Genomic DNA, 25,417 nt, shown 5'->3' on the forward strand with positions numbered 1-25,417 from the left:
TCACCTCTCTTTTAGCCGCATGCCCTCAATTAATTGCCATAATACCGCATGGGTTGATGCAGTAACCCCCGCTTGCTCTGCCATCTGCACCAGCTGTCCGTTAATGGAAGCAACCTCTGTCATGGAATGTGCAAGCACATCGGTCAGCATAGACGACTGATTCTCTGCCGTTGCCCGGCAAACCTTCATAATCTGATCCCACCATGCGCTGTCCCACCGAATACCATTGGCTTCGTACACTTGAATGCCCTCTTCGTATAGCTTGCGCATCATTTGTATACGACCCGGATCAGAAAGCAGCTCTCCATTGGGGATTCGCCATATTGCTGTCAGTGGATTAATCACGGCGTTAATCAGCAACTTGCGGTATATACCGTTCTCGATTTCTTTCGACAAGCAAACGTCAAATCCTGCTGCAAGCAGCCGATTTAGCACACATTGTTTGAAACTCCCCGCCTGTACTTCCTCCAGTTCATCCGGACAGCCAATTTCCGTAGCCCCCATCCCGGCATGTACGACGGATGCTACTCCCATTCTCTTGGCTCCTTCGGTCGTTACCGCAGGGTATACCGTAGCTTCAGGACAGGCTTGTCTGATTCGTTCTATATGTCCGATTCCGTTCTGTAAGCAAATAATTCCGATATGGCTTTCTGTATTAGCCGCAGATTTAATCTGCTCCAGCACTTCCCCAATCGCCCCCTGTTTGGTCATTATCAAAATCCACCGTGCCGGAACCTGTGAATTCAAGCGTTGCCAATCTGCCAACGGCGCTGCCTTTAATTCGTCTCCTCCAGTCACATGAACAGCACCCTGTCCCTCTTTTTCAAGTACAGTAATCCCTTCACAAGCAATGATCCGTGCCTGCTCAAGCGTTCGTGTCCATAACCTAACTTTTGTACCTGAGGCCGCCAGCCTTCCAGCGAACAACAATCCGAGCGAACCCGCTCCAATAATATCAATCACCTATGTATCGTCTCGCTTCCATCTTTTTTTCTACTATATCATATGCACTCTAGAGAAATACAAAAAACGCCAACTACAGCAAAGCGCGAGTTGACGTTCTATTTAGCATATGCTGCTGTAATTTTGCTACTCAATGCGCTCCAGATTCCCATTGGCGTCCATTTTGAATCTGGATTTAAGCTCTTCCTCATCCTCGTTGATTAAAGCCAAGCGCCGAGCCCGGTCCATAATCTGAATCAGGGCTTTGTAATCATCATTTACAACACGATAGTCGGTTTGCACCTCGTTAACCTCTTTGGACAGCCGGTCATTAATGGAGCGAAGTTGATTTAATTCCTCTTCCTTTTCACGTAAATCTTTTTCCAGCATCTTAATCTGTCGATTGGTTTCCTGTACAGTTCCCTTCCATTGACGCAAAAAGCGGATCACAGCGTCGATGGACAACGTATCCTCACTCGTTCCATCCGCTCTGTATACCCCTTCAGCCATATCGCGCGTGGCAAAAGCCGCCACCTGAGATACACCAACCGGACTCTGCTTGCGAATATAACTGCGTTTTTGACGCTGCGCTTTAGCAATGCTGATGGCTTCATCATAACGCTTGCGCACGCAACTGTTCCAGCGGAAGCCGCATGCTGCGGAGGTTCTTCCTATTTTTTGCCCAACCTCTTCAAATGCAGCGAGCTGTGTTCCACCTTCCCGGATATGACGCAACGTCACCTCCGCCAATATCAAATCATCTTCAACACTCCATGCATCTTGTCTTATTGCAGTCATGCCTCTAGCCCTCCTAACAACATCCTAAAATAACCGTCTTCATGAACCGGTCTTACCGGTATTTGAATAGGGTATAAAAGCTGTTTATTCATTTCTATGCCTCTCGTAGAGTTCATAGAATCTATTTGATACTAAATTGTATTTCCATTTCTATAAGAACTCATACGTGGACAAATATAGTTTCGGGTTTCAAGCACCCTCTGGGTGCTGTACAATAAATGAATGGTTAAAGAATAAGAAAGGAACATATATATTACTGTTAGACTTTTTTAGGGAATACATAAAAGGGGAAAACCAATGAACAGACCCACTCTAAAAATGATAAGTTGTACTCTGCTAACGATCATTTTGATACTAACCACCATGTCTGCACGTCCTGTTCTGGCCGCTCCTTCAGAAGAGCCAAACCGGATTTTGCAGGATAGTCTGTCAATCGTCGAGATTGACCATGAAATTGAGCGGATCAGTCAGGAACAACAGATACTTTTACAACGTCAACAGGAACTGCGGAGCAATCTCGCCACCCAGCAGGAGCAGATGACCAGGCAAAGGAAACGTGCGAGTTCCGTGCTGCGCTCCTATTATATGGGCGAAAGGGACAAGCTGCTCAGTGTAGTGCTGGGAGCTAAAAGTCTTAAACAGCTTCTCTCCCTGTACGATTACTACTTGTTGCTGATTAGCCACGATCAGGATGTGCTTCAGGAATACGAGTCCAATTATCGGAATATGCGAAAAACGGAAGAACAGGTAACACGGGCCTCATCGGATTTGAAAACGGTCAAAACAAACTTATTGGAACAACGTAAGCGCATTGTTTTGCTTCAGGAGCGTGTAAATGCCGGTGTTAGCACCAGCAAGGACCCGGATACGCTACGAAAGCTGATCAGCGAAATGACAGCTTATTGGGAGAATGTAGGCGTCTACGAGGTGAACAAGCATTTTAAAGCGCTGGCTCAAGCGATGCAGGATTTGCCTCATTTTATTCAACAACAGCAAGGAGCCATGATTACAAACGGCAAAGTCATTACGATAAGCATACGCGAGGAAGATTTTAACCGTTTTCTGAAATCAGAAAATGAATTATTTAATCACTTCAACTTTTCCTTCGGGCAGGATCGTATTGTTGTAGAAGGTCAACAGGGGACCATGAAATTGAGGGTAGAGGGACACTATACGGTTGAGAAAGAACCGCAAAATGCGATTTTGTTCCATGTGGATCGGCTCGTCTTTAACGGGCTGGAGTTGCCAGATACGACCCGTAACAAGCTGGAAAAGGATTTTGATCTGGGCTTCTATCCGCAGCAGCTCATTTCTTATGTCAAGGCCACAGAGGTACGCACCATAGCGGGGGCACTTGAGGTTAAGCTAGAACTGAGCCTGAATTAAGCCTTTTTCACCTTGTATAGCTATCATAAATAATACATGGACAAAAATAAGAGACCCCGGGGATGTTCCCGAGGTCTTCTTATTTGCGACAAAATACTGTGCAGTATATAAATATCCTGATAATAAATAGTGATATGAGCTTCTACAGCAGATCAGCTGCCAACTGCGCCAGCTTGGAGCGCTCTCCTTTTTCCAGCATAATATGTCCGCTAATCCCTTCTTGCTTGAAGCGTTCTACCACATACGTCAGCCCGTTACTGGCGGCATCCAGGTAAGGGTGGTCAATTTGCTCCGGGTCTCCCATCAAAATAATTTTACTTCCCTCACCTACACGAGATACGATTGTTTTGATCTCATGTCGGGACAAATTCTGTGCCTCATCAACAATAATAAATTGTCCCGGTATTGAGCGCCCGCGAATATAAGTGAGCGCCTCCACCTGAATGCTGCCCAAGCCCATCAAAATTTTATCGATATCGCCTGATTTTTTGGCATCAAACAAATATTCCAAATTGTCGTAGATCGGTTGCATCCACGGGCGAAGCTTTTCTTCCTTTTCTCCCGGTAAATAACCGATATCCTTGCCCATAGGCACGACAGGACGGGCGATCAGCAGCTTCTTGAAGCGATGTTCATCCTCTACCTTGAGCAGACCCGCAGCGAGCGCCAGCAACGTTTTGCCTGTACCTGCTTTTCCGGTAATCGTCACCAACGGGATATCATCATTAAGCAAAAGCTCCAGCGCCATCCGCTGTTGGGCATTACGCGCACTGATCCCCCACACCGGTTCATTGCTTAAATACAGAGGCTCCAATCGGTCTGCCTCCTGGTTCACTTTCAGCAAAGCCGATTTTCCAGTTCCCATTTCATCCTTTAGAATAACAAATTCATGAGGATATAGCGTATAAGACAGCTCCAGTGGTTTGATAGGTAAAAAACGATTGGAATAAAACTCATCTATGATGGACGGATGCACCTGAATTGCCGAGTACCCGGGATATAGCTCACTCAGATCACCGGTTCTGTCGGATAAATAGTCTTCGGTCAGCAGTCCTAACACATCTGCCTTGATTCTCACCAGCACATCTTTACTGACCAGCACGACCGAACGCGGTTCAGGCAGCTCCTTCTCCTCCAAATGATAATTCAAGGCGACCGCCAAAATTCGGTTATCGTTCGAAACCTCCCCGAACATCTCCTGAACTTTCAAAAAGCTCCGGTGATTTAATTCAACCTTGAGCCTCCCACCTTGCGGAAGCGGAACACCACTGTGCAGATGCCCTACTTCCCTCAATCCATCCAGCAATCGCGATACATTGCGGGCATTCCGTCCAATCTCATCCGCGTTGCGTTTTTTGGAGTCGATTTCTTCCAGAACAACAGCTGGAATAACCACTTCATGTTCTTTGAAGGTAAAGATGGCTTTCGGATCATGCAGTAGCACATTCGTATCCAGCACAAAAATTTTCTTCATTTAGATCCCCTCCAAAGCGGCGTGGACAATCTCGTGTTTCATACCTATACCTATTCACCGGGTACCCAATACTTGCTGATTCCCTGAAAAAAGACCCCAGAGACAGCGTTAAACAACGAAAAATTGGTAGGTAATTAAAGCCGTTAGAGCCTGTACACCTTAGGATCAGACACAAAAGGCCCAGTGATTACTCACTGGACCTTACTTATTCCATTCATTTCATTACCAAAAAAACAAACGATATTAGACAGCAAACGGGTATGAATGTCAAAACCATATACTTTGCGTGCTACCCATTCAGACATACCTCAACCCCCTTATGCCATATAAGAGCTTTTACTCGCTGCGAGTATAACATAAGAGGGAAGTAAGATACAAACTCAAGAATTGGAAGAAGAGGCAGTATTATTGTCGCTCGCCTTTTTGGATAATTCCTCTTGCAGCGCTTGTTTGGCCAGATCAAGCTGCTGCTCATCAATATAGACATAAGGACTGCGCCACGTTCCCGCTACCGGTTTGTAATTCACATTTTGCTTGGAAATATTCCAATAGGTCTGTACGAGATTTTTCATTTGCTGAGACTCAATATCCGTCATCATATTCTTATCAACGGATTTAATAATTGCACTAAATTTGCTTAGAGCACTGAAGGACTGCATTTGGTCAATCAAGGAATGAAGTACCTGATTTTGTCGACGGTTGCGATCAAAATCATCAGATTCATCTGTTCTCGGACGACAGTTTGATTTACGGTAACGAACAAAATCAAGGGCCTGATCACCGTCCAAATGTTGTGCTCCTGCCTTCAAGTTAATGTTAGTACCATCTGCACTGTCACGGTAACACATATTTTTGTCGACCGTCACATCTACGCCACCCAAATTATCCACAACATCTCTGAAGCCCTGGAAGTTAATAACCGTCACATAATCGATGTCAATGTTCAAATATTTGCCGATCATCTTCTTCATTTGCTCTTCAGCGACTTCACCAGACTCTTTCTCTCTGGCCTTGAACACCGGATAGTACTCATTCAGCTTACGAGGTTTATAACCATCCAGTTCTAGCCGCGTATCCCTCGGCAACGACACGATTGTAGATGACTTGGTATTCGGATTCAGTGTAGCTACCATAATAACGTCCGACAAATATGTTGGATGATCAGGGCGGTAATCCGTTCCAAGCAACAAAATGGTCAAAGGCTTGGCCTCGGCCAATTGTGTTTTTGGCACCTCTTTATTAATCCCCGTATCCAAAACATCCTCTACCTGATTGTATAGATAGTAGGCGTAACCGCCGGCCGCCAAGAAACCTATAATGAGCAGAAACAGAACAAACTTCATAAACGATCTGAAAAAGCTTTTTTTCTTTTTCGTTTTTTTCGGTTTGGCGGATTTTTTCCCGCTTTGTGTCCGGGGAGGCAATCCGTTAGAAAGATTACTCATGCTTCAACACCTTTTCCTGCGTTTTGAGAAATAAAGCTTTCTCCAAGTTTACAATCCTAAAACAGATACAGCGGCGCATCCCGTTGCCGGGCGTCGCCGCTGTGGCCAAAACCAATCCATCAATTACGAATTTGCTTGTGCTGTTTTACGTTGTTTTTCTGCACGCTCGCGCTCACTTTTGTTCAAAATCTTTTTGCGCAAACGAATGGCATTAGGTGTAATTTCACAATACTCATCATCATTCAAATATTCGAGCGCCTGTTCCAAAGAGAAGATACGAGGCGTTTTAAGTTTAACAGTATCGTCTTTTGTTGCAGAGCGAACGTTCGTCAATTGCTTCTCTTTACAAATGTTAACAACGATGTCGTTATCACGTGTATGCTCTCCGACGACCATACCTTCATAAATCTCAGTACCCGGCTCCAGGAACAGAATACCGCGATCCTCTACACCCATCATTCCATAGAATGTAGTGCTTCCATTTTCCGTTGAAATGAGTACGCCTTGATGACGTCCACCAACTTGACCGCCAACAAATGGACCATAGCTGTCAAACGCATGGTTCATTACGCCATAACCACGAGTCAAAGTCAGGAAGTTCGTAGTGTAACCAATCAGACCACGTGCAGGAATCAGGAATTCCAAACGAACCTGTCCGGTGCCGTTGTTAATCATGTTTACCATTTCAGCTTTACGGGAGCCCAGACTTTCCATAACTGCGCCCATGCTTTCTTCAGGAATATCAATGAGAAGACGTTCGATAGGCTCCATTTTCTTGCCATCAATTTCCTTCACGATTACTTCCGGTTTGGACACTTGCAACTCATAACCTTCACGACGCATGTTTTCAATCAGGATACCCAGATGCAACTCACCACGTCCGGATACGATAAATGCGTCCGGGCTGTCGGTTTCATCAACACGCAAGCTGACATCCGTTTCAAGTTCTTTCAGAAGACGCTCGCGCAGTTTACGGGATGTGATCCATTTACCTTCGCGACCTGCAAATGGGCTGTTATTAACCAGGAAGGTCATTTGCAGCGTTGGCTCATCAATCTTCAGTACAGGTAAAGCTTCAGGATGATTTGGATCAGCAATCGTTTCGCCAATGTTAATATCCTTGATCCCTGCAATAGCCACAATGTCACCAGCGCCCGCTTGATCGGTTTCGATCCGTTTCAGACCTTGGAAGCCGAACAGCTTCTCAATACGCGCTGATTTGCTGCTGCCGTCACGCAGCATAACCGTAACCGCTTGTCCCTGCTTGATAATACCACGGTTTACACGACCCACTGCAATGCGGCCAAGATATTCGTTATAGTCCATCAGTGTTACGAGGAATTGAAGAGGCTCATCTACTTTCTCCGTTGGAGCGGGGATGTGATCCACAACGGTTTCGTACAATGCCTGCATGTTATCGTCTTGCTTTTCGGCATCCAGACTGGATGTTCCGTTCAGCGCTGAAGCATAAACAACAGGGAATTCCAACTGCTCATCATTCGCACCCAACTCGATGAACAGATCAAGTACTTCATCAATAACTTCGGCCGGACGAGCTGCCGGACGGTCAATTTTGTTAACAACAACGATTGGCGTCAGGTTTTGCTCCAACGCTTTACGCAGTACGAATTTAGTCTGCGGCATACAACCTTCGTAAGCATCAACGACGAGCAAAACACCGTCAACCATTTTCATAATCCGTTCCACTTCGCCGCCAAAGTCGGCGTGTCCCGGTGTATCCACAATGTTGATCAGGTAATCTTTGTACGTAATAGCTGTATTTTTAGCCAAAATCGTAATACCGCGTTCACGCTCCAGATCGTTGGAGTCCATGGCGCGCTCCTGAACAGCCTCGTGGTCTCTAAATGTTCCGGACTGTTGAAGAAGCTTGTCGACAAGCGTCGTTTTGCCGTGGTCGACGTGGGCAATAATAGCAATATTGCGAATGTTCTCTCTTGCATGCATGGTTTGTATCCATATCCTTTCCGTATATCAAAATAGTGTCTCTATCCTGAAAGTAATGCTTATCCAAGGCTAACAATCGTTCTTCAGGCCCGCTCCCTGCCAGCCCTCTGTATATTTCAGGCTTTGTGCAGGCAGCTTCTCTCTCCGATTCGCGTGAAAACCTTAAAATAAGCGTCAGAAAACATTCCGACGCTCTTATCATATCCATTATATTATAGTTGAAATATGTCATAAAGCAAGACATTATTGGCTGTTCCGTAATTTACCGCCATAAATTTGCACTGCTTGTCGTTTCACCATTTACGTTTGGTACGATTGTTAACCATCAGCCATATCCCTGCACCGATCAATACAACTGCAACCACATAAATAATTCCGGTCCTCAACATGCTAATAATCAGTAGAAGTACCGAAACTAGTCCCAAAATCATGCTCCCTGTATATACAGTGCGAGGCAGAGTTATATCATTAATAGCATATTCCCATAATCCAACCGCCACACCCAGCAGTAACAAAGGCCATAGATAGGCCATCAGATGCCAGCCCCATGTATTACAGAGAAAAAATAAAAAACCGTACACCGACAAAATCCCGGCCGGCAACAGCATAATGGGAGAAACCTTACGCATCATGTACATCGCATGCAATATAATACCAGGTATTAAAATCAGCAAGGGCCAGAAGTATTGTCCCAAAAAGGAGAAGACCCCCAGTTTTCCCAACAAAATAATCAGTCCTACGGCAATGATGCCCAATCCGATCATACGCTCTTTTCCGGAATTCATCGTGGTCTCCTTTATTTGCTGGATTTTATAGTGCTTTTACAAAAAACGAGTAGATTCCCCGGCATTTGCAAAAACCCTATGTATAGTTTAGCCGATGTTTTCCAAAAAAACTACGTTCAAATGCGGCGGGCTCGCAACTGCTGATATAATCCTGCTATTACAGCTATGGTGGCCAGTAATCCCGGTAACCATGAATGTAAAACTTCCCCAGACCTGGCTAACCATGCTCCCAGTTTGGGATCACGCAGTAGCATTTCACCTGCCGTGAAGGCCAGTATTGCAGATCCGAGTAGAACAAGTACAGGGAAACGGTGCAGCCAGACTGCAATAACATTGCTTCCCCACACCACAATTGGAATGCTAATCGCAATACCGATAACAATGATCGCAATGTCCCCATTTGCAAGTGCTGCAATAGCCAATACGTTATCCAGACTCATCACAAAATCCGCTACCAGAATCACTTGTATAGCCATCCATATAGTCGTTTCTGCTCTTACCCCCACATTATCGTTATTCTCATAAAGCAGCTTAAACGCAATCCATAACAAGAGCAGACCACCTGCTGCCTGAATGAAGGGTATGCCTAGCAAAATAACAGCTGCAAAAGTCAACACACAGCGCAGGGCAACTGCGCCGAGCGCCCCCCACCATATTGCTTGGCTCCGCTGTCTTGCAGGCAAGTTTTTGCTCGCCATGGCTATAACAACCGCATTATCACCGCTTAACACCAAATTGATCATTAATATTTTCAATAGCAAAATGATATGCTCCATGTGTACAAACACCCCCATCCTACTTGTATGCGAAATAGGACGAGGGTATGCTTGTACACTGAGGAATCTAATAATTTTATTAGACATATCCATAATTTATTAAAAATCAACACCTGATTTGGTGAGCATAATCCTTGAAATGATTAGCAAACAGCAATATAATGAATCGTATTTCCGGAAAACGGGTATTAATCATAAACAGAGCATACTGAACTTAGGTTGTTTAATCAGGGAGATGAGAACGATTGACATGTCCGGATTTCAGTTTTTTTGGCTACTGCTTAATGTGATATTTATTGACCTTCTGCTTGCAGGAGATAACGCTATTGTCATTGGGCTTGCCGCCCGAAAGCTACCGCCCGAAACGCAAAAAAAAGCGATACTGTACGGTACCGGAGGTGCTCTACTCATTCGTATAGCCGCCACGATTGTCGTGCTTTGGCTGCTTCAAGTGCCATGGCTGCTACTCGTCGGAGGAATAATGCTGATCTGGATTGCATACAAGCTGCTGGTAGATCAGGAGGAGCACGCCGAAGTCAAAGCCGGTACGAGTTTATGGGGCGCTATACGCACCATCGTTATAGCTGATGCAGCCATGGGACTGGACAATGTAATCGCCGTCGCAGGCGCTGCACAGCAGCATTTGATACTGGTGGTACTCGGTCTGCTGATCAGCGTGCCGATTGTCGTATGGGGAAGCACTCTTTTCATCAAGCTTATTAACAAATTCCCCTGGATCATCTATCTGGGCTCGGCTGTGCTTGGCTATACCGCCTCCAATATGATTACCGAGGAACGCAAACTGGAGCCATACTTTACCGCACACCCCGCGCTGCGTGTCCTGTTCATTGCCACAGTGATGGTTGGTATTTTGCTCACAGGCTATCTTCAAAACCGCAGAGCCATATCCAGCCGAAAAAAAGCTGTTTTGAAATAATTCCTAAGAAAAACCTCGTATATCTTATCTCTAATCTAAAAAAAGGCAGACCCGACAATAGTCGATGGATCTGCCTTTTTGTATACCGCTAAACGTAGCATCTTAAAAGATTTTAAAACCAATCCTCTTGCACAACTTCCTCTTTACGTCCCTCTATAGCTCCATCTGCCTCAAGAACAACAGTCTCCGTTGTAGCCACGGCCTGCTCAATCAACGTATTTAAATCCCGAATAGAGGCTTCGATCTTTTGAACAACCCATAAATTGGGATTGGTCGTTGGGGATTTGGGAACAAACAACGTGCAGCAATCCTCATACGGCAGGATAGATAGATCGTATGTGCCGATTTGCTTGGCTATTTCCGTAATTTCCTGTTTATCCATCATCACGAGAGGACGCAGCAACGGTAATTCCGTCGAACGCCCAATCACATTCATGCTTGATAAAGTTTGGCTGGCTACTTGGCCGAGACTGTCCCCCGTTACAAGCGCCAGCGCCCCTTCACGCTCCGCCAGCATCGTCGCAATACGCAGCATAGACCGTCTCATCAGCGTGATCATTAGATTATCCTGTCCGGTACGTGTAAAAGCCGTCTGCACCTCCGTAAAAGGTACAAGATGAATCTTGATGCGTCCCGCGTAACCCGCCAATACCCTTGCCAGGTCAATAACCTTTTCTTTCGCACGCTCACTCGTAAATGGATAGCTGTAAAAATGAACGCATTCGATTTCCAATCCTCTGCGCATGGAGGACCATCCCGCTACCGGACTGTCGATTCCGCCCGAGAGCAGCAGCATTGCTTTGCCGTTTGTACCTAACGGATAGCCTCCTACAGCCGTAATAATATCGCTAAATATATAAGCCGCCTGCTCTCTGACTTCCACCCGTAGCTCGATATCCGGTTGGCGCACATCGACCTTTAACACTGGAAACTCGCGCAGTACCGGCGAACCAATCAAATGATTCATCTCATGAGAGGAATGAGCAAATCCTTTCCACACCCTGCGAGCATTTACCTTGAAAGTCGTTCCTTCTGTTGGGTTCAACTCACGCATCAAGGCTACAGAGGTCTCAATAATCGTGTCAAGCTCAACAGGAGCCATTTTAACAGGACTGATGGTGGTGATACCAAAGACTTTTTGTAGCACCTGAATGATCTGCTCATAAGGCTCTCCTCCGAGAACTACATAAATCCGTCCAAATTCCTTACGCAAAGAAGCGCCGGGAAACGGCTTGAGCAACAGTTTTACGTGATTCAGTACCGCCTTTTCAAAACGGGCGCGGTTTTTCCCTTTCAATGTAAATTCGCCAAAGCGAAGCAACAGCATATCATAGTGCATTTTAACGTTTCCACCTTTCAAGGGATTCCAATTGCGCCACAGCCTGGCGGAGCGCGAGAATAAGCTCGTCAATATCCTGTTCTGTATGTTCATCGCCGAAGCTGATCCGAATGCCACCGGACGCCTCCGCCTCATTGCGACCCATGGCCAGCAAAACCCGGCTAGGCTCGGCCAATTTGGAGGAACAAGCCGATTTGGTGGATACCGCTACGCCCAGTTGCTCCAGCGTATGCAGCAGCACCTCAGCCTTCATACCCAGATACGAAAAATGGACAATGTGCGGCGCTTCCTCCCCGCTATTCAGTCGCAATTGAGGGATCGTCTTCACTTCCGTGGCTACCCGATCTCTCCACGCAGTCATACGCTGCGCCGCCTCTGCTTGCCGCTCTCCTGCCAGTCGGACCGCCTTGGACATACCGATAAGCAGCGGAACATTTTCCGTACCTGCACGAAATCCCTGCTCCTGAGAGCCTCCGCTAAGCAGTGGGAAAAGCTTCACACCTTCCCGAACCACAAGCAGTCCGGCTCCTTTGGGACCTCGCAGCTTATGTGCGGACAGGCTGTACAGATCAGCCTTCCAGCCCCGGATATCCACCGGAAGCTTTCCATAACCCTGCACACCATCAACATGGAACAGTACACGCGGGAACTGTTCCTTCAACGCGGCTCCGATATCATGTAGCGGCTGCACTCTTCCCGTCTCATTATTGACATGCATAATGCTGACTAAAATCGTGTCTTTGCGGATAGCTGCACAAACCTGCTCTGCACTGACATGCCCTTCCGCATCAACGGGCAAAAATGTGACCTCAAAGCCCACTTCTGCCAACTGTTTGCAAGCCTCATACACAGACGGATGCTCCGTTGATACTGTAACGATATGCTTGCCTCTGACCTGATACTGCAAGGCCACTCCCTTAATAGCGAGATTATTGCTTTCCGTTGCCCCGGATGTGAACACAATCTCCGCCGGATGTACGCCCAAAGCTGTAGCACAAACCTCCCGGGAACGCTTAAGCAGCTTATCCGCATCTTCCCCGTACCGATGCATTGAGGACGGGTTGCCATAGTGGCGTCTCATCACCTCTGCAATCGTCGTAATCACCTCTTCAAAAGGCGGAGTTGTCGCTGCATAATCAAAATATTTCATGGAACTCCCCTTTCTACCCTGCAGCCTCTACAACAAAAAAAGACCAAAACAGGGAAAGGCCACTGCATTACACAGTGACACCCTTTCCCCATATTGATCCTGCCTGCGGACCTGTCTGATTAAAATTTTGTTTTTCTTTATAAGCTACAGGGCTTAAATCGTATATTTTTCACGTGCGTTCTGAATTTTGGTAATATACTTTTGCGTTTCTAACGGAAGCTTGTCCAGCACAGCCATCAACTGCTCGTCACTATTCACGCCCAGTCGCTGTACCCGTCCGGGCCCCGCATTATAAGCTGCCAAGGCCATATTTTCCTGTCCGTTAAAACGTTTGATCTGGTAAGACAAATAACGAACTCCGGCATCAATATTTTGTGCAGGGTCATACGCATCGCTCACGCCCAACCCTTGGGCCGTAGCATCCATAAGCTGCATAAGGCCTTTGGCTCCGGCTGAAGAAGTGACCAGCGGGTTAAACGAAGATTCCGTATCAATGACCGCTTTAATCAGCGACACCGGAACCCCGTATTTATTGCTGGCCTCGTTAATTAGATCATCATAAGCCGTAGGTTTGGTTGGCCCATCGGTTGCTGTGCTGGAAGCAGGATATACCGCCAATGGCGAAGCTGTCCCTCTCGATGGTCCCAATTGGAGCCAGAGCAAACCATTTTCATCCCTTGTAACGTCCCCTGAATTGACACGAGCTGCAGCATCATCTGTCTCCAACTGGCCTGCCTGCTCGAGCAATCCGGAAAAAGCATCCGTTGTTCCCGTTTGTGCTGTAGCACTTATATTATTCAACAACTGCGTATCGATTATGGATTTGGACACGCGCGGATCTATTTGCATGTGGTATTCCCAACTTTCTTTAGTTGTTATATCCCAAACAGCCTATCATTACTGCTTATGATACAACGTTTTGTTATGTACTGCCATACTTTTTAACGAAAAAAAGCTCCGTATCTGTCGAAATGACAGCGGAGCTTCATGGTACTGACTTGATGCAGACAGATCGCTTTAATCATTTCTACTTGGACAGGCAAGCGATTACCCGGTTTTTCGTGCCTTTATGGAATCAACGTACAAACGGAATAAAAGCAAAGTAGCTTAATGTCGCCAGCGCACCCAGCCCGATCGACCAAATACCTGTTGTTTTGTTCCCATTTACATAAGCAAAAAAACCCAACACTGCAGCAATAGGCCCCAGCACAATAGACCACATAAACAGTGCGGCAATACCTGCGGCTAGACCGATATAGCCTGAGATACGTCCACTTTTGCTTATGACATGCTGCTCATCCTTGTCCTCATGCCGAGTCACGGCTGGTGAGCCGGGAGCTACCTCAGCCGCATATTCCTCTTGATGGTTGCGACGCTTGGCAGAGCGTTCATGAATACGACGGGGATAATCCACACGCTTGCGGCTAAAATTCTCTTCGTCTCGATGCTTATCAGTTTCATGATCTTCCATAATACACTGCACCTCCAATTACGTAATGATTCGCGGGATGGATTGTTACAGAGACTTTGGTTTAAAGGTGTGACAACAGGTTGCTGCAGAAGTTGCAGCCTGGTCACGTTCGACTGAGCTGAAGCTTTCGCCCGCATATTCTTCATCAAATTTTTTCCCGGCATGACTGTCAATTTCTATCATGATCAAATCTGCCTTGCACAAGTTGTTTTCTCCCCAATAATGACAATTGGCTACGCTGCATTTGACTATTGGCTTGGCCTCTTGGCTCATGATCATCACCTCGAATTCATTGTCCCCCCGGTATCGTTCACCTATGCGCCCACGGTATATGGCAGTTGGTGACATACGAAAAAAGCCGTTTCCGGCACCTCCTCCACACTGGCAGGAAGCAAACAGGAAACGGCTTGCTTGTCTCATTTGTTTTTGTTTTTAATTAAAAAAATCAACGGGCTAGATACTTATGCATGTGTACGACGAGTCTGCATCCGGCGCTGGGTCAAATAATCACTTTCATAATAAGCAAGATCATCGCGCAATTCTTCAAAATTTTTCGTAATGTCCATGATCACTTCGCGGGCGGGATTCACTGGCGTTTTACGGAAGCGTATAGCATCTTGTCCCGTATAAGCGTAGCGACCGTCCTCTGCGTAAGATTCATTTTTGGGATAAAAAAAGCTGTTCACGCAGTCATGGTAAACGTTATACAATGCCTTTTCCGCAAAATCGACGTCAAAGTTGGCACGGCGCAAAGCCACACCGAGCTTTTCATAAGATACTTCGGAAAAAACAAGGACATGGCGGAGATCTGACAAAAAGCCTTTGTAAAAGAGTACGGACTCCTCACTGCGATCCATAGCCAGCTCCGGCAGTGCATGCTCATTAAGGAATGCTTCCACCCGTTCCACGGCAGACTTCAGTTTCTCCTGCGCCGACTCACATAATTTTTGTACGTTGACTGCTGACATCAATGCAGCTCCCCCTTATTTGTTGCTTGTTCATCAATTGGTTACCCGAAAATAGATCCTTCTAACCGAAAGAGCTGTAATTTTCAGTATTTATCCTACCACAAATAAGGATTGAAAGGTATAAAAACATGCCAACCTTCTCACGATAACCATAAATTCATAAACTCCCAAGGAGGACGGTCCCATGTCTCGGCAAAAATGGTTAAAACCCCTGATCGGAGCAGCCGCCGGGGTGCTTGTCATCACCCTGATGCTGCCTTCCCGAGATCACCGCCACACACCCCAGCCCGAATATACGGCAAAAATGGTGCCACATCAGGAACAGCAGCTCAAAAAAGGAATGTTGGCTTTGGACTTGTCCGCTACAGACACCATCACTCGCATGGACGCCAGACAGGATATTGAATACGTAATGCGTGAACTGAATGGTAAAACCATTGATCAGAAAAAACATTTTGCCCGCAAGTTTCAGCAATCTCACAGTCATCTTCACACGCTACAGTGGATCAATACACGCGACGGGAAGAGCACAACCTACACAGGCAGAAAGACACAATCCCGTCTGCTTAATAACACTCAAGTCAAAAACAGTCTGGCAGCGGCTCGCCGTTCCGTCCTGCAAAACAAATCTTACGAATCCGCAGCCTTTCAGTTCGAGGGTCAAAAATATTTTGTTATGGCAGAGCCAGCGACTGACGGAACAAACGGCGTTGCCGCGCTGGTCAGCCAGCAAGTGCTTCGTGACGTGGAAAAGCATCAGCGCAAAAACCTGCGCCTGATCCCCTATCCGAAGGAAGGCAGCTACAAAATCGAATCGGTACATCCCGACACACTGCATGATATTACCGTCAAGACGGGTCATGACAATGAAAATGCGAGCCATTATTTTGAAAATGAAATTGTCGTTCGCTTCCGCCACAATCCTGATCAACGGCAATTGCGCGAGATCGCAGCAGATTTGAACTGTGAGCCAGGCCGAAAGCTCGGTTATACGTATGTGTTTCATTCGGATAACATGAACTTCAAAGAGCTAAAGCAATATTTCTCGCAGAAGTGGAACCCGGTATATGCAGAACCTCACTACATGTATCTGACGAATGAAAAAAAAACCGTAAAAGCGTCGGATGTCTCTATTCCAAATGACCTGCTCTTTTCCCGCTATCAGTGGAATCTGCCAGCCACCGAAACCAACCGGGGCTGGGCATTATCCAAAGGCAGCACAAATGTCGTCGTAGCCGTCGTGGATACGGGAGTGGATATGGACCATCCTGATTTGAAGGGCCAAATCCTCCCGGGACACAACGTAGTTAGCCCGAAAGAAAAACCTTACGATGACGTTGGTCACGGAACGCATGTTGCCGGCATCATATCCGCGCTCGTGAACAACGGAGAGGGAGTTGCCGGCATGACATGGTATAACAAGGTCATGCCTGTCAAGGTACTCGATCAATCCGGGTCCGGTACCACTTATTCCGTGGCAGAGGGCATTATATGGGCCGCAGACCATGGAGCCAAGGTCATTAATTTGAGCCTCGGCAATTATGCGCAAGCTGAATTTTTGCACGATGCGATTAAATATGCCTATGACAAGGATGTTGTATTAGTCGCGGCCACGGGAAATGATAATACGGAACGGCCCGGCTATCCCGCTGCCTATCCTGAAGTATTTGCCGTATCTGCCACAGACGCGTCTATGCACCGTGCCTCCTTTTCCAACTACGGAGATTATGTTGATGTTATGGCCCCCGGCGCAAGCATAGCAAGCACGTATCCGGGGAACCAATACGCTGCCCTCTCAGGCACTTCGATGGCCAGTCCGCATGTATCAGCGCTCGCGGCCCTCGTCCGCTCCATCAACCCCGACCTGACGAACAAAGAGGTCATGGATTTGATGAGAAACAGCGTGATTGATTTGGGTACACCAGGGCATGACAAATATTTCGGATATGGCCAAATCGATGTATATAAGGCGTTGAAAGCAGCTCAACGTCCGTATGTTCCTTTGCAGTTCTATCCACAGCATTTGGGTGACAAGTTAAAATCTCTCTTGAAGATGCTCGAAACGTAAAAAGATTCCGTTTGGGCAAAAAGCAGCCATGGTACGCTCCATGGCTGCTTTTTTTGTAATCTCTTAGCGCTTAGAACTGCTTCGTACCTGACGCTTGCCATTACTGCGAGTATGACTGCGGGTATGACAGCAAGGGTCACCTGGGTCCTTTACAACCACTGGAAATACATGGTGGGGTACAGGTATAATATGCGCTTGATTGATAATCTCAATCGGATGAACAACGGGAACAACTTGCGGATAAAATTGATGATTTACAAATTGGATCGGCGGGCACACGATCGGTTCGTTAGGGCAATGACTCATAATGTGCAACTCCTTTCGGTGAATTAGTACAGCATATTACGAAGGGGCTCCCTGTGATTGGATGTTTACCCCCTATTGCAAATATCCTTACAAAATAGGCCTTCGTTCCATGATGACCGAGCGGTCAAGCAGTTCTCCCAGCAAACGGCATAACTTGCGCAATCCTGCTTCGAGTGTATCCTTGGCCGTGTATGAAAAGGAAATACGAATATGATTACTTTCCATACCACCTGCATAACATACCCCTCCTGGTAAAAAGGATATGCCTTCACGATCAGCTAATCGTCCCAGCTCTGCGATATCAACAGCAGGCGGAAGCTTTATCCATACATTAAAACCATCCTCAGGTCGGGATCTTTGGAGGATAAACGTATTTGCCGTCGCGTTCCTCGCAGCACATTCCGTCTTGTTTGGCGATAGACAGCCAGGTTTCGGGCGGCTAGCGACGCTGGTTGCGCTTGATGATAAAATCCACCTTTGCATCCAGACAGACATTCAGATTTTCTGTCGCATCATTGCTGGCATATGATTGAAGCTGTGTATTCAATGTATTCCCGTGAAGATGGTCATGGATGCTTCTTGTATTCCATATTTTCTCGAATTGACTTTTTATCCGGGCATCATTATTATCTTATAGTATAAGATAAAAGCTAGAAGGTGTTGTGACCATTGGATTATAAGACATCAGCGACAGAACTATTCGAGTATATTGTCAAAAAGCACAAACCGTCATTAGAGGAGCGAGGACACTACTCACGTGGTGAAATGGGGATTCTCATCTGTCTGAATTCCAATAAGGGCGGGGTTACCTCGGGCCACTTGAGCGAATACTTGTCCGTCAGTACAGGAAGGGTAGCAACGGCGCTGAAGAGCCTGGAGAAGAAAGGTCTGGTCGTACGCAATACCGATGTCACCGACAAACGTAAGGTGATTGTATTCATTACGGATGCAGGCAAGCAATTTATGATTGATAAGTATAATGAAGGAATCGCATGGACCGAGAGCATTCTTCGCAAGCTGGACGAACAGGATGCCAAAGAATTTATCCGACTCATTAAGCTTATTGTCTCTAAAAGTTGAATTCCTAAGCAGGTCGCATGCAGGGTGCATCAAATTGCACCAAACACCTAAGATTTTCAGATAAAAGGAGAGCAACAGAATGCTAAAGATATTCAAATATCTCAAGAAAAATGAATGGATGCTCGTGCTTTGCAGCCTGGCTTTCATCGTTGTGCAGGTTTGGCTTGATCTGAAGCTGCCTGATTATATGGCGGAAATTACGACCAAGCTGCAAAGGGAAGGAACGCCTATGTTGGAACTGCTGATTCCCGGCAGTTACATGCTGTTGTGTGCAGTCGGCAGTATGATTGCATCTATTATTGTTGGCTATTTCGCGGCGAAGGTGGCGGCAGGGCTGGCCATGCGTCTGCGTGCAATGGTGTTTGATAAGACCTTGTCCTTTTCAATGGAAGAGATGAACAGCTTTTCGACGGCAAGCCTCATCACCCGCACCACGAACGATGTTACCCAGATTCAAACGATCGTTGCGTTGGGACTGCAGGTGATCGTCAAGGCACCGATTTTGGCCGTGTGGGCTATTGTGAAGATTGCGGATAAAAACTGGCAGTGGACCGCCTCTACAGGAGCGGCCGTGGCTGTTTTGATCCTGATGCTAAGTGTTATTGTTATTTTCGCTCTCCCCAGTTTCCAGCGAATCCAGCGTCTCACCGATAATCTGAACAGGGTAACACGTGAGCATTTGACTGGACTTCGGGTGGTGCGCGCTTATAATGCAGATCAGTATCAGGAGGAAAAGTTTGAGCAGGCCAACATCGAATTGACGAATACAAACCTGTTTGCGAACCGGTTAATGGCAATGATTGGCCCGGGTATGACCTTTATTATGTCGGGTCTGAGTGTCTCTATCTATTGCATCGGCGCTTACCTGATTAACGGGGCGGCCGTGCCGGACCGCATTGCGCTGTTCTCCAATATGGTCGTATTCTCCTCTTATGCGATGCAGGTGGTCATGGCCTTTATGATGGTTAGTATGATTTTCTTCCTGATGCCTCGCGCTTCGATTTCTGCCAAACGGATCATGGAGGTATTGAACACCCAATCCAGCATCATGAACGGGCATGAGACGGCTGGAGAAAAAGGCGTTATGGGACAGGTGGAATTTCGTAATGTCAGCTTCAAATATCCGGACGCCGAGGAGCCCGTGCTCCGCGATATTAGCTTTACGGCGAAACGGGGTGAGACAGTTGCCTTCATCGGCGCGACTGGCAGCGGTAAAACCAGCGTAATCAATCTGATTCCCCGTTTCTATGATGTGACCGAGGGAGAAGTGCTCGTAAATGGTGTCAATGTCAAAAACTATAACCAGCATGCACTTCATAACAAAATCGGGTATGTCCCTCAGAAAGCCGTGCTTTTCAGCGGTACAGTGGCATCCAACGTTTCGTACGGCGATAACGGAAGAGCAGAGGCTTCGGAGAAACTCATCCAGGCAGCCGTAGGGATTGCCCAAGGCACGGAATTTGTCGAAAAAATGGACGGTCAGTATCAGGGACGGATTTCACAAGGTGGAACGAACGTATCAGGCGGCCAAAAGCAGCGTCTGTCCATTGCGCGTGCCATCTACCGTCAGCCGGAGATTTATATCTTCGATGATTCCTTTTCAGCACTGGACTACAAAACAGACCGAATTCTGCGCTCGGCTCTCAAAAAAGAAACCGACCATGCTACGACACTCATTGTTGCTCAGCGCATAGGCACCATTAAGGACGCTGACCAAATTATCGTACTGGAACAGGGTGAGATTGTAGGGAGCGGCACACATGATGAGCTGATGGCGAACTGCAGCACCTATCAGGAGATCGCTTATTCGCAGCTTTCAAAGGAGGAACTCGTACATGGATAAGAATGAACACACCGAAGGCAACCAGAGCATGAAAATGAAACAGCGAGGTCCCATGGGTGGTGGTCCCGCAGGGGGCATGGGTGCTGGTGAAAAAGCGAATAATTTTAAAAAGACCATCAGCCAGCTCTTATCCTACAGCAAAGCCTATGTGCCCATGATTATACTCTCTATGGTGCTGGCCCTGGTCGGTTCCGCCTTCAACGTGATTGGTCCGGGGAAGCTCAGCGATATTGCCAACCTGATCCAGGAAGGAATCGTAACAGGGGTTGATGTGAGTGCTGTCCAGAAAATCGTTCTTGTTTTGGCGCTTTTGTATGGTCTTGGCCTTATCTTTAACTATTTCCAAGGCTTCATTACGGCGACCGTGTCACAGCGTCTTACAAAGAAGATGCGGACAGAGCTGTCCCGAAAAATCAATCATATGCCTTTGAAGTATTTTGACGCTACGAGCTACGGTAATGTGCTCAGCCGTGTGACCAACGATGTCGATACCATCGGACAAACGTTAAACAACAGTCTCGGCACGCTTGTCAGCGCGCTGGCAACCTTCGTAGGCGCCTTGATTATGATGCTGTATACGAACTGGATTATGACCGTTACCGGGATTGTAGCTACGCTGATCGGTTTTTCCCTGATGACCGTGATTATGAAGCATTCACAGAAATATTTTGTAGCACAGCAAGCGGAGCTTGGCCAGATCAACGGTCATATCGAAGAAACCTATGCCGGTCATAACGTAGTCAAGGTATATAACGGAGAAAAAGCAGCCAAGGAAGTGTTCCATGGCATTAACAGCCGCTTATATACAAATGCATGGAAATCCCAGTTCATGTCTGGCCTGATGATGCCGGTCATGATGTTCATCGGGAATTTCGGTTATGTCGCGGTCTGTGTCGTGGGCGCTTTGCTGGTGAACCAACATGCTATAACGATCGGAACCATTGTGGCCTTCATGGTGTATATTCGTCTGTTTACACAACCCTTGTCACAGCTGGCACAGGCCGCAACCAATCTGCAATCGGCGGCTGCCGCCAGTGAACGTGTATTCGAATTTCTAGGTGAAGAAGAATTGGCGGATGAGAGCGACAAGACCAAGAAGCTGGACAACGCCAAAGGGAATGTCGAATTCAAACATGTCCGTTTCGGTTATAACGAAGACCGTATGATTATCAAAGACTTCTCCATGAAAGCTGAAGCCGGTCAGAAAATTGCCATTGTTGGTCCGACAGGCGCCGGTAAGACGACGCTCGTGAATTTGCTCATGCGGTTCTATGAGCTGAGCGGCGGGGAAATCTATATTGACGGAACCCCGATCAGCCAATTAACACGTGAGAATATTCATCAATTATTCTGTATGGTGCTGCAGGATACCTGGCTGTTTGAAGGAACGATCCGTGAGAATATCGTCTTTTCCAAAGAGCATGTTACTGATGAACAGGTGGAAGCTGCATCTAGAGCGGTGGGGCTGCACAGCTTCCTTAAAACACTGCCGCAGGGCTATGATACGGTGCTGGACGACAAAGCCAGTCTCTCTGCTGGCCAAAAGCAATTGATTACCATTGCAAGAGCCATGATTGAAGATGCACCCATGCTCATTCTGGATGAGGCCACAAGCTCGGTCGATACGCGTACGGAATTGCTGATTCAACAAGCGATGGACCAGCTGACTGTAGGGAAAACCTCCTTTGTGATTGCCCACCGCCTCTCGACGATCAAGAATGCCGATCTGATTCTCGTCATGAAGGACGGTGACATTATGGAAACGGGTAACCATGAGGAATTGCTGGCTAAAGGCGGCTTCTATGCCGATCTATACAACAGTCAGTTTGAACATGCATCCTAAAATATAACCAGTCTCTATTTGAAAAAAACATGATAGTAGTCACTTATAGCATATCAGGGTAAAAGAGAGACGTGTCTGGATCGCTGCGAAGGGCGATCTAGACACGTTTTTGGTGTGCTCAAAAGCTGTCCGATGTTTGGCGGATCAGCTTGTTTATTATGTTTTTTCATAGCTGCTAGAATTTCCAAAGCCATATTATCGTCTATGCGATAACGTGTTAGGTTTTGTAAGAAAGCTTCATGTAGAATTGTGGGTAACTTTGCTTTGGTGATTCTTATGCACATGTGGATGAGGGGTGGTTTTTTCTGCTTTCCATTAGACCAATCAACTGTAATATTCAGACGTTTACTGTTATACTTCATTATTGTTATAATACAATAAATTTCATAGTACAGTATAGAACACAGGAGATGATTGGATTGGAATACAAATTTTCGGGTATGGCTCGTACTCAGGGCTCGTCCATCGTTAGGGACATTTTGAAGCTGACACAGGGAACAGAAGTGTTATCCCTAGCAGGCGGTCTTCCGGCCGACGCCTTTTTTCCCATTGAAGCTGTTGCTAAAGCCTATGAGCGGGTATTCCGTCTCGGCGGTACTACCGCGCTTCAATACGGTCTAACCGATGGATACATTCCTCTACGGGAACGCCTTACAACCATGATGGCATCCCAAGGCATCTCCGTCACCAGAGATAACATCATCATGACGACAGGCTCACAGCAGACTATCGATCTGGTTTCGCGTGTGCTGATTGATCCGCAGAATACTGTATTAGTGGAGTCTCCTACTTATTTGGCAGCTCTTCAGGTGTTTAAGTCCTATGGCGCCAACATTGTAAGTGTAAATACAGACTCCAACGGTATGCAATTAGATGATCTTGAAGCCAAGCTCAAGGAATATCAGCCTAAATTCGTGTATGTCATCCCAACTTTCTCCAACCCATCGGGGAGTGTATGGAGCATGGAACGCAGAGTAGGCGTTGTTGAGCTATGCCGTAAATACGGAACTTTGATTTTTGAGGATGATCCTTACGGACGTCTCAAATTTGATGAAAACCTTAACTTCCCTACCCTTTTATCCATTGACCAGCAGCAAGGTGGAGACAGTCATGTCATGTACACCTCTACGTTCTCCAAAACCGTTGCTCCTGGTGTTCGTTCTGGATGGCTGGTTGCTGATCAAGCGATTGTCAATAGAGTCTCGAAGGCCAAACAATCTGCTGATCTACACTCCAGTAGTATCGATCAACGTGCTTTAAATGAGCTCTTGGACTTTTTTGATTTGGATGGGCATATTCGTACCGTATCCAGCGAATATCACTCTCGTATGCTACGCCTCACAACACTGATGAAAGAACGTCAATGGGAAGGTATTACGTGGAATGATGCACTTGGCGGCATGTTTATGTGGGTCACTTTACCCGAAGGTTTCCGTTCCGATCGCTTGCTGGAACTGGCCATTCAGGAAGGGGTCGCATTTGTGCCAGGACAAGTATTTTATGCTGATCTGAGCGGCAGCAACCATATGCGGATCAACTTTACGCATACTGATCCTTCACTGCTTCCTGAAGCGGTTGACCGGTTGGATCGGGCGTTGAAGAAGTATACGGAGGAAAGATTGGAAAAAAGCGTGCGCTGATGAAGGTTTTCAGGCACCCACGCGAGAACGCTTCGGGAATCATTTGATCTTACGATCGCTGTTGCCCTCGGATTCTTATCATATAAGTTCCGACAAAGGTCGGAATCCGGGGGGGCAGATTATGCTTACGATGCGAGCTTTTCTATGGAAGGCTTCCAGGCAAACGCTGCGCTTCTCCGGATTCAAATGCTCCGCTACGCTGACTACGTGCCTCATCCCCGGACGTTTTTACGGTAGAGGGAATGAGTAGAAAAAAACAGAATGAAATAGACCTAAACATACACATACGCTGCGTAAAATAAGGTATACAAAAAAAGGTCAAGCCTGATTCCCAAAGGAATATGGCTTGACCTTTTTTATAATTCATTAAATACATTTGGATTCCAAGTTTTCCATACAAACAGTCATTTAAAAGGTTAACATCATACATTTTAAGGTGTTGCAGTGTGGAAAGTTTTCCGTAAGCCGGGTTCTGTGCTATTCGTGGTTCAGACGGGAACTACCCTCCCACTACAAGCGACAATCATCTATCTAGGCCGAATATTGCTATCCGGCTCCAGCGACCAACCTAGACACGCCTCGGGCTAAGGCCGCTTCGCGAAGAAGCTGTGTCCCATTAGGTCTTGCTCCAGATGGGGTTTACCAGGAACGAAGTCACCAGCGTTCCTCGGGGTCTCTTACACCTCGGTTCCATCCTTGCCTGTGCCGCAAGCGGCCATCGGCGGTCCATTTCTGTGGCACTATCCTTCAACTCGCGCTGACTGGACGTTATCCAGCATCCTGCCCTATGGAGCCCGGACTTTCCTCTCGCGGTTCACACCGCCAGCGATTGTCTGTTAAACTTTCCGAACAACATTACATAGTATACAGGGAACGCACGCTCGACACAACCCTAAAAATATTGTAAATTAGAAAGCTTCCTTTATTTGTTCAAATAAAACGGGTATACCTTCTTTTGTAACGTATCATCTGCCACAAAATAAGTAGAACGACCCACGTATAACGGAATATCAAGCTTACTAAAATCAGGCATGCCTTCATTCAGAAACAGTTCATCATCCTGGTAAGTTTGCTGTTATGACGGGAAGTAACAACAGCAACCATCCCCGGATAGGCATGGATTGCAGACTCAGCAGCATACAACCTCTCCCCTATGACTAAAAGTAATAAAACACTTTCATCTTCTCATAGAAGTTAAGCT

General features: G+C 46.7%; 22 protein-coding genes, 1 other RNA gene and 1 pseudogene. 7 read left to right on the plus strand and 17 right to left on the minus strand.

The window, feature by feature from the left end; all coding sequences use genetic code 11:
- Both AC0WRU_RS16125 and AC0WRU_RS16130 read right to left on the minus strand, forming a co-directional pair.
- Nucleotides 1-963, minus strand: a complete 963-nt coding sequence (locus AC0WRU_RS16125; protein WP_476125532.1) for a ketopantoate reductase family protein — start codon at nucleotides 961-963, stop codon at nucleotides 1-3.
- 126 nt (nucleotides 964-1,089) lie between these two features.
- Nucleotides 1,090-1,740: an RsfA family transcriptional regulator gene (locus AC0WRU_RS16130; RefSeq protein ID WP_025685748.1), complete on the minus strand. Its 651-nt coding sequence runs from the start codon at nucleotides 1,738-1,740 to the stop codon at nucleotides 1,090-1,092.
- A 297-nt stretch (nucleotides 1,741-2,037) separates the two neighbouring features.
- On the opposite strand from AC0WRU_RS16130, the gene AC0WRU_RS16135 reads away from it, so the two are divergent.
- Complete coding sequence (locus AC0WRU_RS16135) at nucleotides 2,038-3,126, plus strand: coiled-coil domain-containing protein (protein ID WP_476125533.1); 1,089 nt, start codon at nucleotides 2,038-2,040, stop codon at nucleotides 3,124-3,126.
- 142 nt (nucleotides 3,127-3,268) lie between these two features.
- On the opposite strand, the gene AC0WRU_RS16140 is transcribed toward AC0WRU_RS16135, so the two are convergent.
- The 5 genes from AC0WRU_RS16140 to AC0WRU_RS16160 form a co-directional block, all read right to left on the minus strand.
- A complete protein-coding gene (locus AC0WRU_RS16140; RefSeq protein WP_025685750.1) occupies nucleotides 3,269-4,600 on the minus strand; it encodes a PhoH family protein in 1,332 nt (443 codons plus the stop codon).
- 380 nt (nucleotides 4,601-4,980) lie between these two features.
- Nucleotides 4,981-6,045, minus strand: a complete 1,065-nt coding sequence (locus tag AC0WRU_RS16145; protein WP_476125534.1) for an LCP family protein — start codon at nucleotides 6,043-6,045, stop codon at nucleotides 4,981-4,983.
- Nucleotides 6,046-6,168: 123 nt separating this feature from the next.
- Complete coding sequence (gene typA / locus AC0WRU_RS16150; RefSeq protein WP_354452262.1) at nucleotides 6,169-8,010, minus strand: translational GTPase TypA; 1,842 nt, start codon at nucleotides 8,008-8,010, stop codon at nucleotides 6,169-6,171.
- 293 nt (nucleotides 8,011-8,303) lie between these two features.
- Nucleotides 8,304-8,795, minus strand: a complete 492-nt coding sequence (locus AC0WRU_RS16155) for a hypothetical protein (protein ID WP_476125535.1) — start codon at nucleotides 8,793-8,795, stop codon at nucleotides 8,304-8,306.
- 116 nt (nucleotides 8,796-8,911) lie between these two features.
- Nucleotides 8,912-9,571 (minus strand): TerC family protein, encoded by a 660-nt coding sequence (locus AC0WRU_RS16160; RefSeq protein ID WP_476125536.1) that lies wholly within the window; start codon nucleotides 9,569-9,571, stop codon nucleotides 8,912-8,914.
- Between the two features lie 250 nt (nucleotides 9,572-9,821).
- On the opposite strand from AC0WRU_RS16160, the gene AC0WRU_RS16165 reads away from it, so the two are divergent.
- Nucleotides 9,822-10,508, plus strand: coding sequence for a TerC family protein (locus AC0WRU_RS16165; protein ID WP_476125537.1), 687 nt, complete (start codon nucleotides 9,822-9,824; stop codon nucleotides 10,506-10,508).
- A gap of 112 nt (nucleotides 10,509-10,620) precedes the next feature.
- Here AC0WRU_RS16165 and thiI read toward each other — a convergent pair whose 3' ends face one another.
- The 6 genes from thiI to AC0WRU_RS16195 all read right to left on the minus strand — a co-directional run bounded on the left by thiI (nucleotide 10,621) and on the right by AC0WRU_RS16195 (nucleotide 15,436).
- On the minus strand, nucleotides 10,621-11,847 hold the full coding sequence (gene thiI / locus AC0WRU_RS16170) for a tRNA uracil 4-sulfurtransferase ThiI (protein ID WP_476125538.1): 1,227 nt from the start codon (nucleotides 11,845-11,847) through the stop codon (nucleotides 10,621-10,623).
- A gap of 1 nt (nucleotide 11,848) precedes the next feature.
- Complete coding sequence (locus AC0WRU_RS16175; protein WP_476125539.1) at nucleotides 11,849-12,997, minus strand: cysteine desulfurase family protein; 1,149 nt, start codon at nucleotides 12,995-12,997, stop codon at nucleotides 11,849-11,851.
- A 153-nt stretch (nucleotides 12,998-13,150) separates the two neighbouring features.
- Nucleotides 13,151-13,846 (minus strand): lytic transglycosylase domain-containing protein, encoded by a 696-nt coding sequence (locus AC0WRU_RS16180; protein WP_476125540.1) that lies wholly within the window; start codon nucleotides 13,844-13,846, stop codon nucleotides 13,151-13,153.
- 226 nt (nucleotides 13,847-14,072) lie between these two features.
- The gene (locus AC0WRU_RS16185) at nucleotides 14,073-14,468 is read right to left on the minus strand and encodes a hypothetical protein (protein WP_476125541.1); all 396 of its coding nucleotides are present in this window, start codon (nucleotides 14,466-14,468) and stop codon (nucleotides 14,073-14,075) included.
- Between the two features lie 45 nt (nucleotides 14,469-14,513).
- A complete protein-coding gene (locus AC0WRU_RS16190) occupies nucleotides 14,514-14,741 on the minus strand; it encodes a DUF1540 domain-containing protein (RefSeq protein WP_149093304.1) in 228 nt (75 codons plus the stop codon).
- A gap of 188 nt (nucleotides 14,742-14,929) precedes the next feature.
- On the minus strand, nucleotides 14,930-15,436 hold the full coding sequence (locus AC0WRU_RS16195) for a YpuI family protein (RefSeq protein WP_149093303.1): 507 nt from the start codon (nucleotides 15,434-15,436) through the stop codon (nucleotides 14,930-14,932).
- Nucleotides 15,437-15,620: 184 nt separating this feature from the next.
- On the opposite strand from AC0WRU_RS16195, the gene AC0WRU_RS16200 reads away from it, so the two are divergent.
- The gene (locus AC0WRU_RS16200) at nucleotides 15,621-17,504 is read left to right on the plus strand and encodes a S8 family peptidase (protein WP_476125542.1); all 1,884 of its coding nucleotides are present in this window, start codon (nucleotides 15,621-15,623) and stop codon (nucleotides 17,502-17,504) included.
- A 63-nt stretch (nucleotides 17,505-17,567) separates the two neighbouring features.
- Here AC0WRU_RS16200 and AC0WRU_RS16205 read toward each other — a convergent pair whose 3' ends face one another.
- Both AC0WRU_RS16205 and AC0WRU_RS16210 read right to left on the minus strand, forming a co-directional pair.
- Nucleotides 17,568-17,810 carry a hypothetical protein gene (locus AC0WRU_RS16205; RefSeq protein ID WP_081750722.1) on the minus strand — a complete coding sequence of 81 codons (243 nt, stop codon included), beginning with the start codon at nucleotides 17,808-17,810 and terminating at the stop codon, nucleotides 17,568-17,570.
- Between the two features lie 87 nt (nucleotides 17,811-17,897).
- A complete protein-coding gene (locus AC0WRU_RS16210; protein ID WP_476125543.1) occupies nucleotides 17,898-18,035 on the minus strand; it encodes a hypothetical protein in 138 nt (45 codons plus the stop codon).
- Between the two features lie 444 nt (nucleotides 18,036-18,479).
- Between AC0WRU_RS16210 and AC0WRU_RS16215 the strand changes: the two genes are divergently transcribed.
- The 4 genes from AC0WRU_RS16215 (at nucleotide 18,480) to AC0WRU_RS16230 (ending at nucleotide 24,216) form a co-directional block, all read left to right on the plus strand.
- Complete coding sequence (locus AC0WRU_RS16215; RefSeq protein ID WP_476125544.1) at nucleotides 18,480-18,890, plus strand: MarR family winged helix-turn-helix transcriptional regulator; 411 nt, start codon at nucleotides 18,480-18,482, stop codon at nucleotides 18,888-18,890.
- 79 nt (nucleotides 18,891-18,969) lie between these two features.
- Entirely contained in the window at nucleotides 18,970-20,733 is a 1,764-nt protein-coding gene (locus AC0WRU_RS16220; RefSeq protein WP_476125545.1) for an ABC transporter ATP-binding protein, read from the plus strand.
- Nucleotides 20,726-22,576: an ABC transporter ATP-binding protein gene (locus AC0WRU_RS16225; RefSeq protein ID WP_476125546.1), complete on the plus strand. Its 1,851-nt coding sequence runs from the start codon at nucleotides 20,726-20,728 to the stop codon at nucleotides 22,574-22,576. The genes AC0WRU_RS16220 and AC0WRU_RS16225 overlap by 8 nt, the downstream gene beginning before the upstream one ends.
- 419 nt (nucleotides 22,577-22,995) lie before the next feature.
- Nucleotides 22,996-24,216: an aminotransferase-like domain-containing protein gene (locus AC0WRU_RS16230; protein WP_476125547.1), complete on the plus strand. Its 1,221-nt coding sequence runs from the start codon at nucleotides 22,996-22,998 to the stop codon at nucleotides 24,214-24,216.
- Nucleotides 24,217-24,662: 446 nt separating this feature from the next.
- Here the strand turns inward: AC0WRU_RS16230 and rnpB are convergent.
- Both rnpB and AC0WRU_RS16240 read right to left on the minus strand, forming a co-directional pair.
- An RNA gene (gene rnpB / locus AC0WRU_RS16235) (RNase P RNA component class A) lies at nucleotides 24,663-25,061 on the minus strand.
- A gap of 77 nt (nucleotides 25,062-25,138) precedes the next feature.
- Nucleotides 25,139-25,291: pseudogene (locus AC0WRU_RS16240) on the minus strand (flavin oxidoreductase); the annotation flags it as partial.
- Nucleotides 25,292-25,417 lie beyond the last annotated feature (126 nt).

This window comes from Paenibacillus sp. 1-8 (assembly GCF_056316205.1).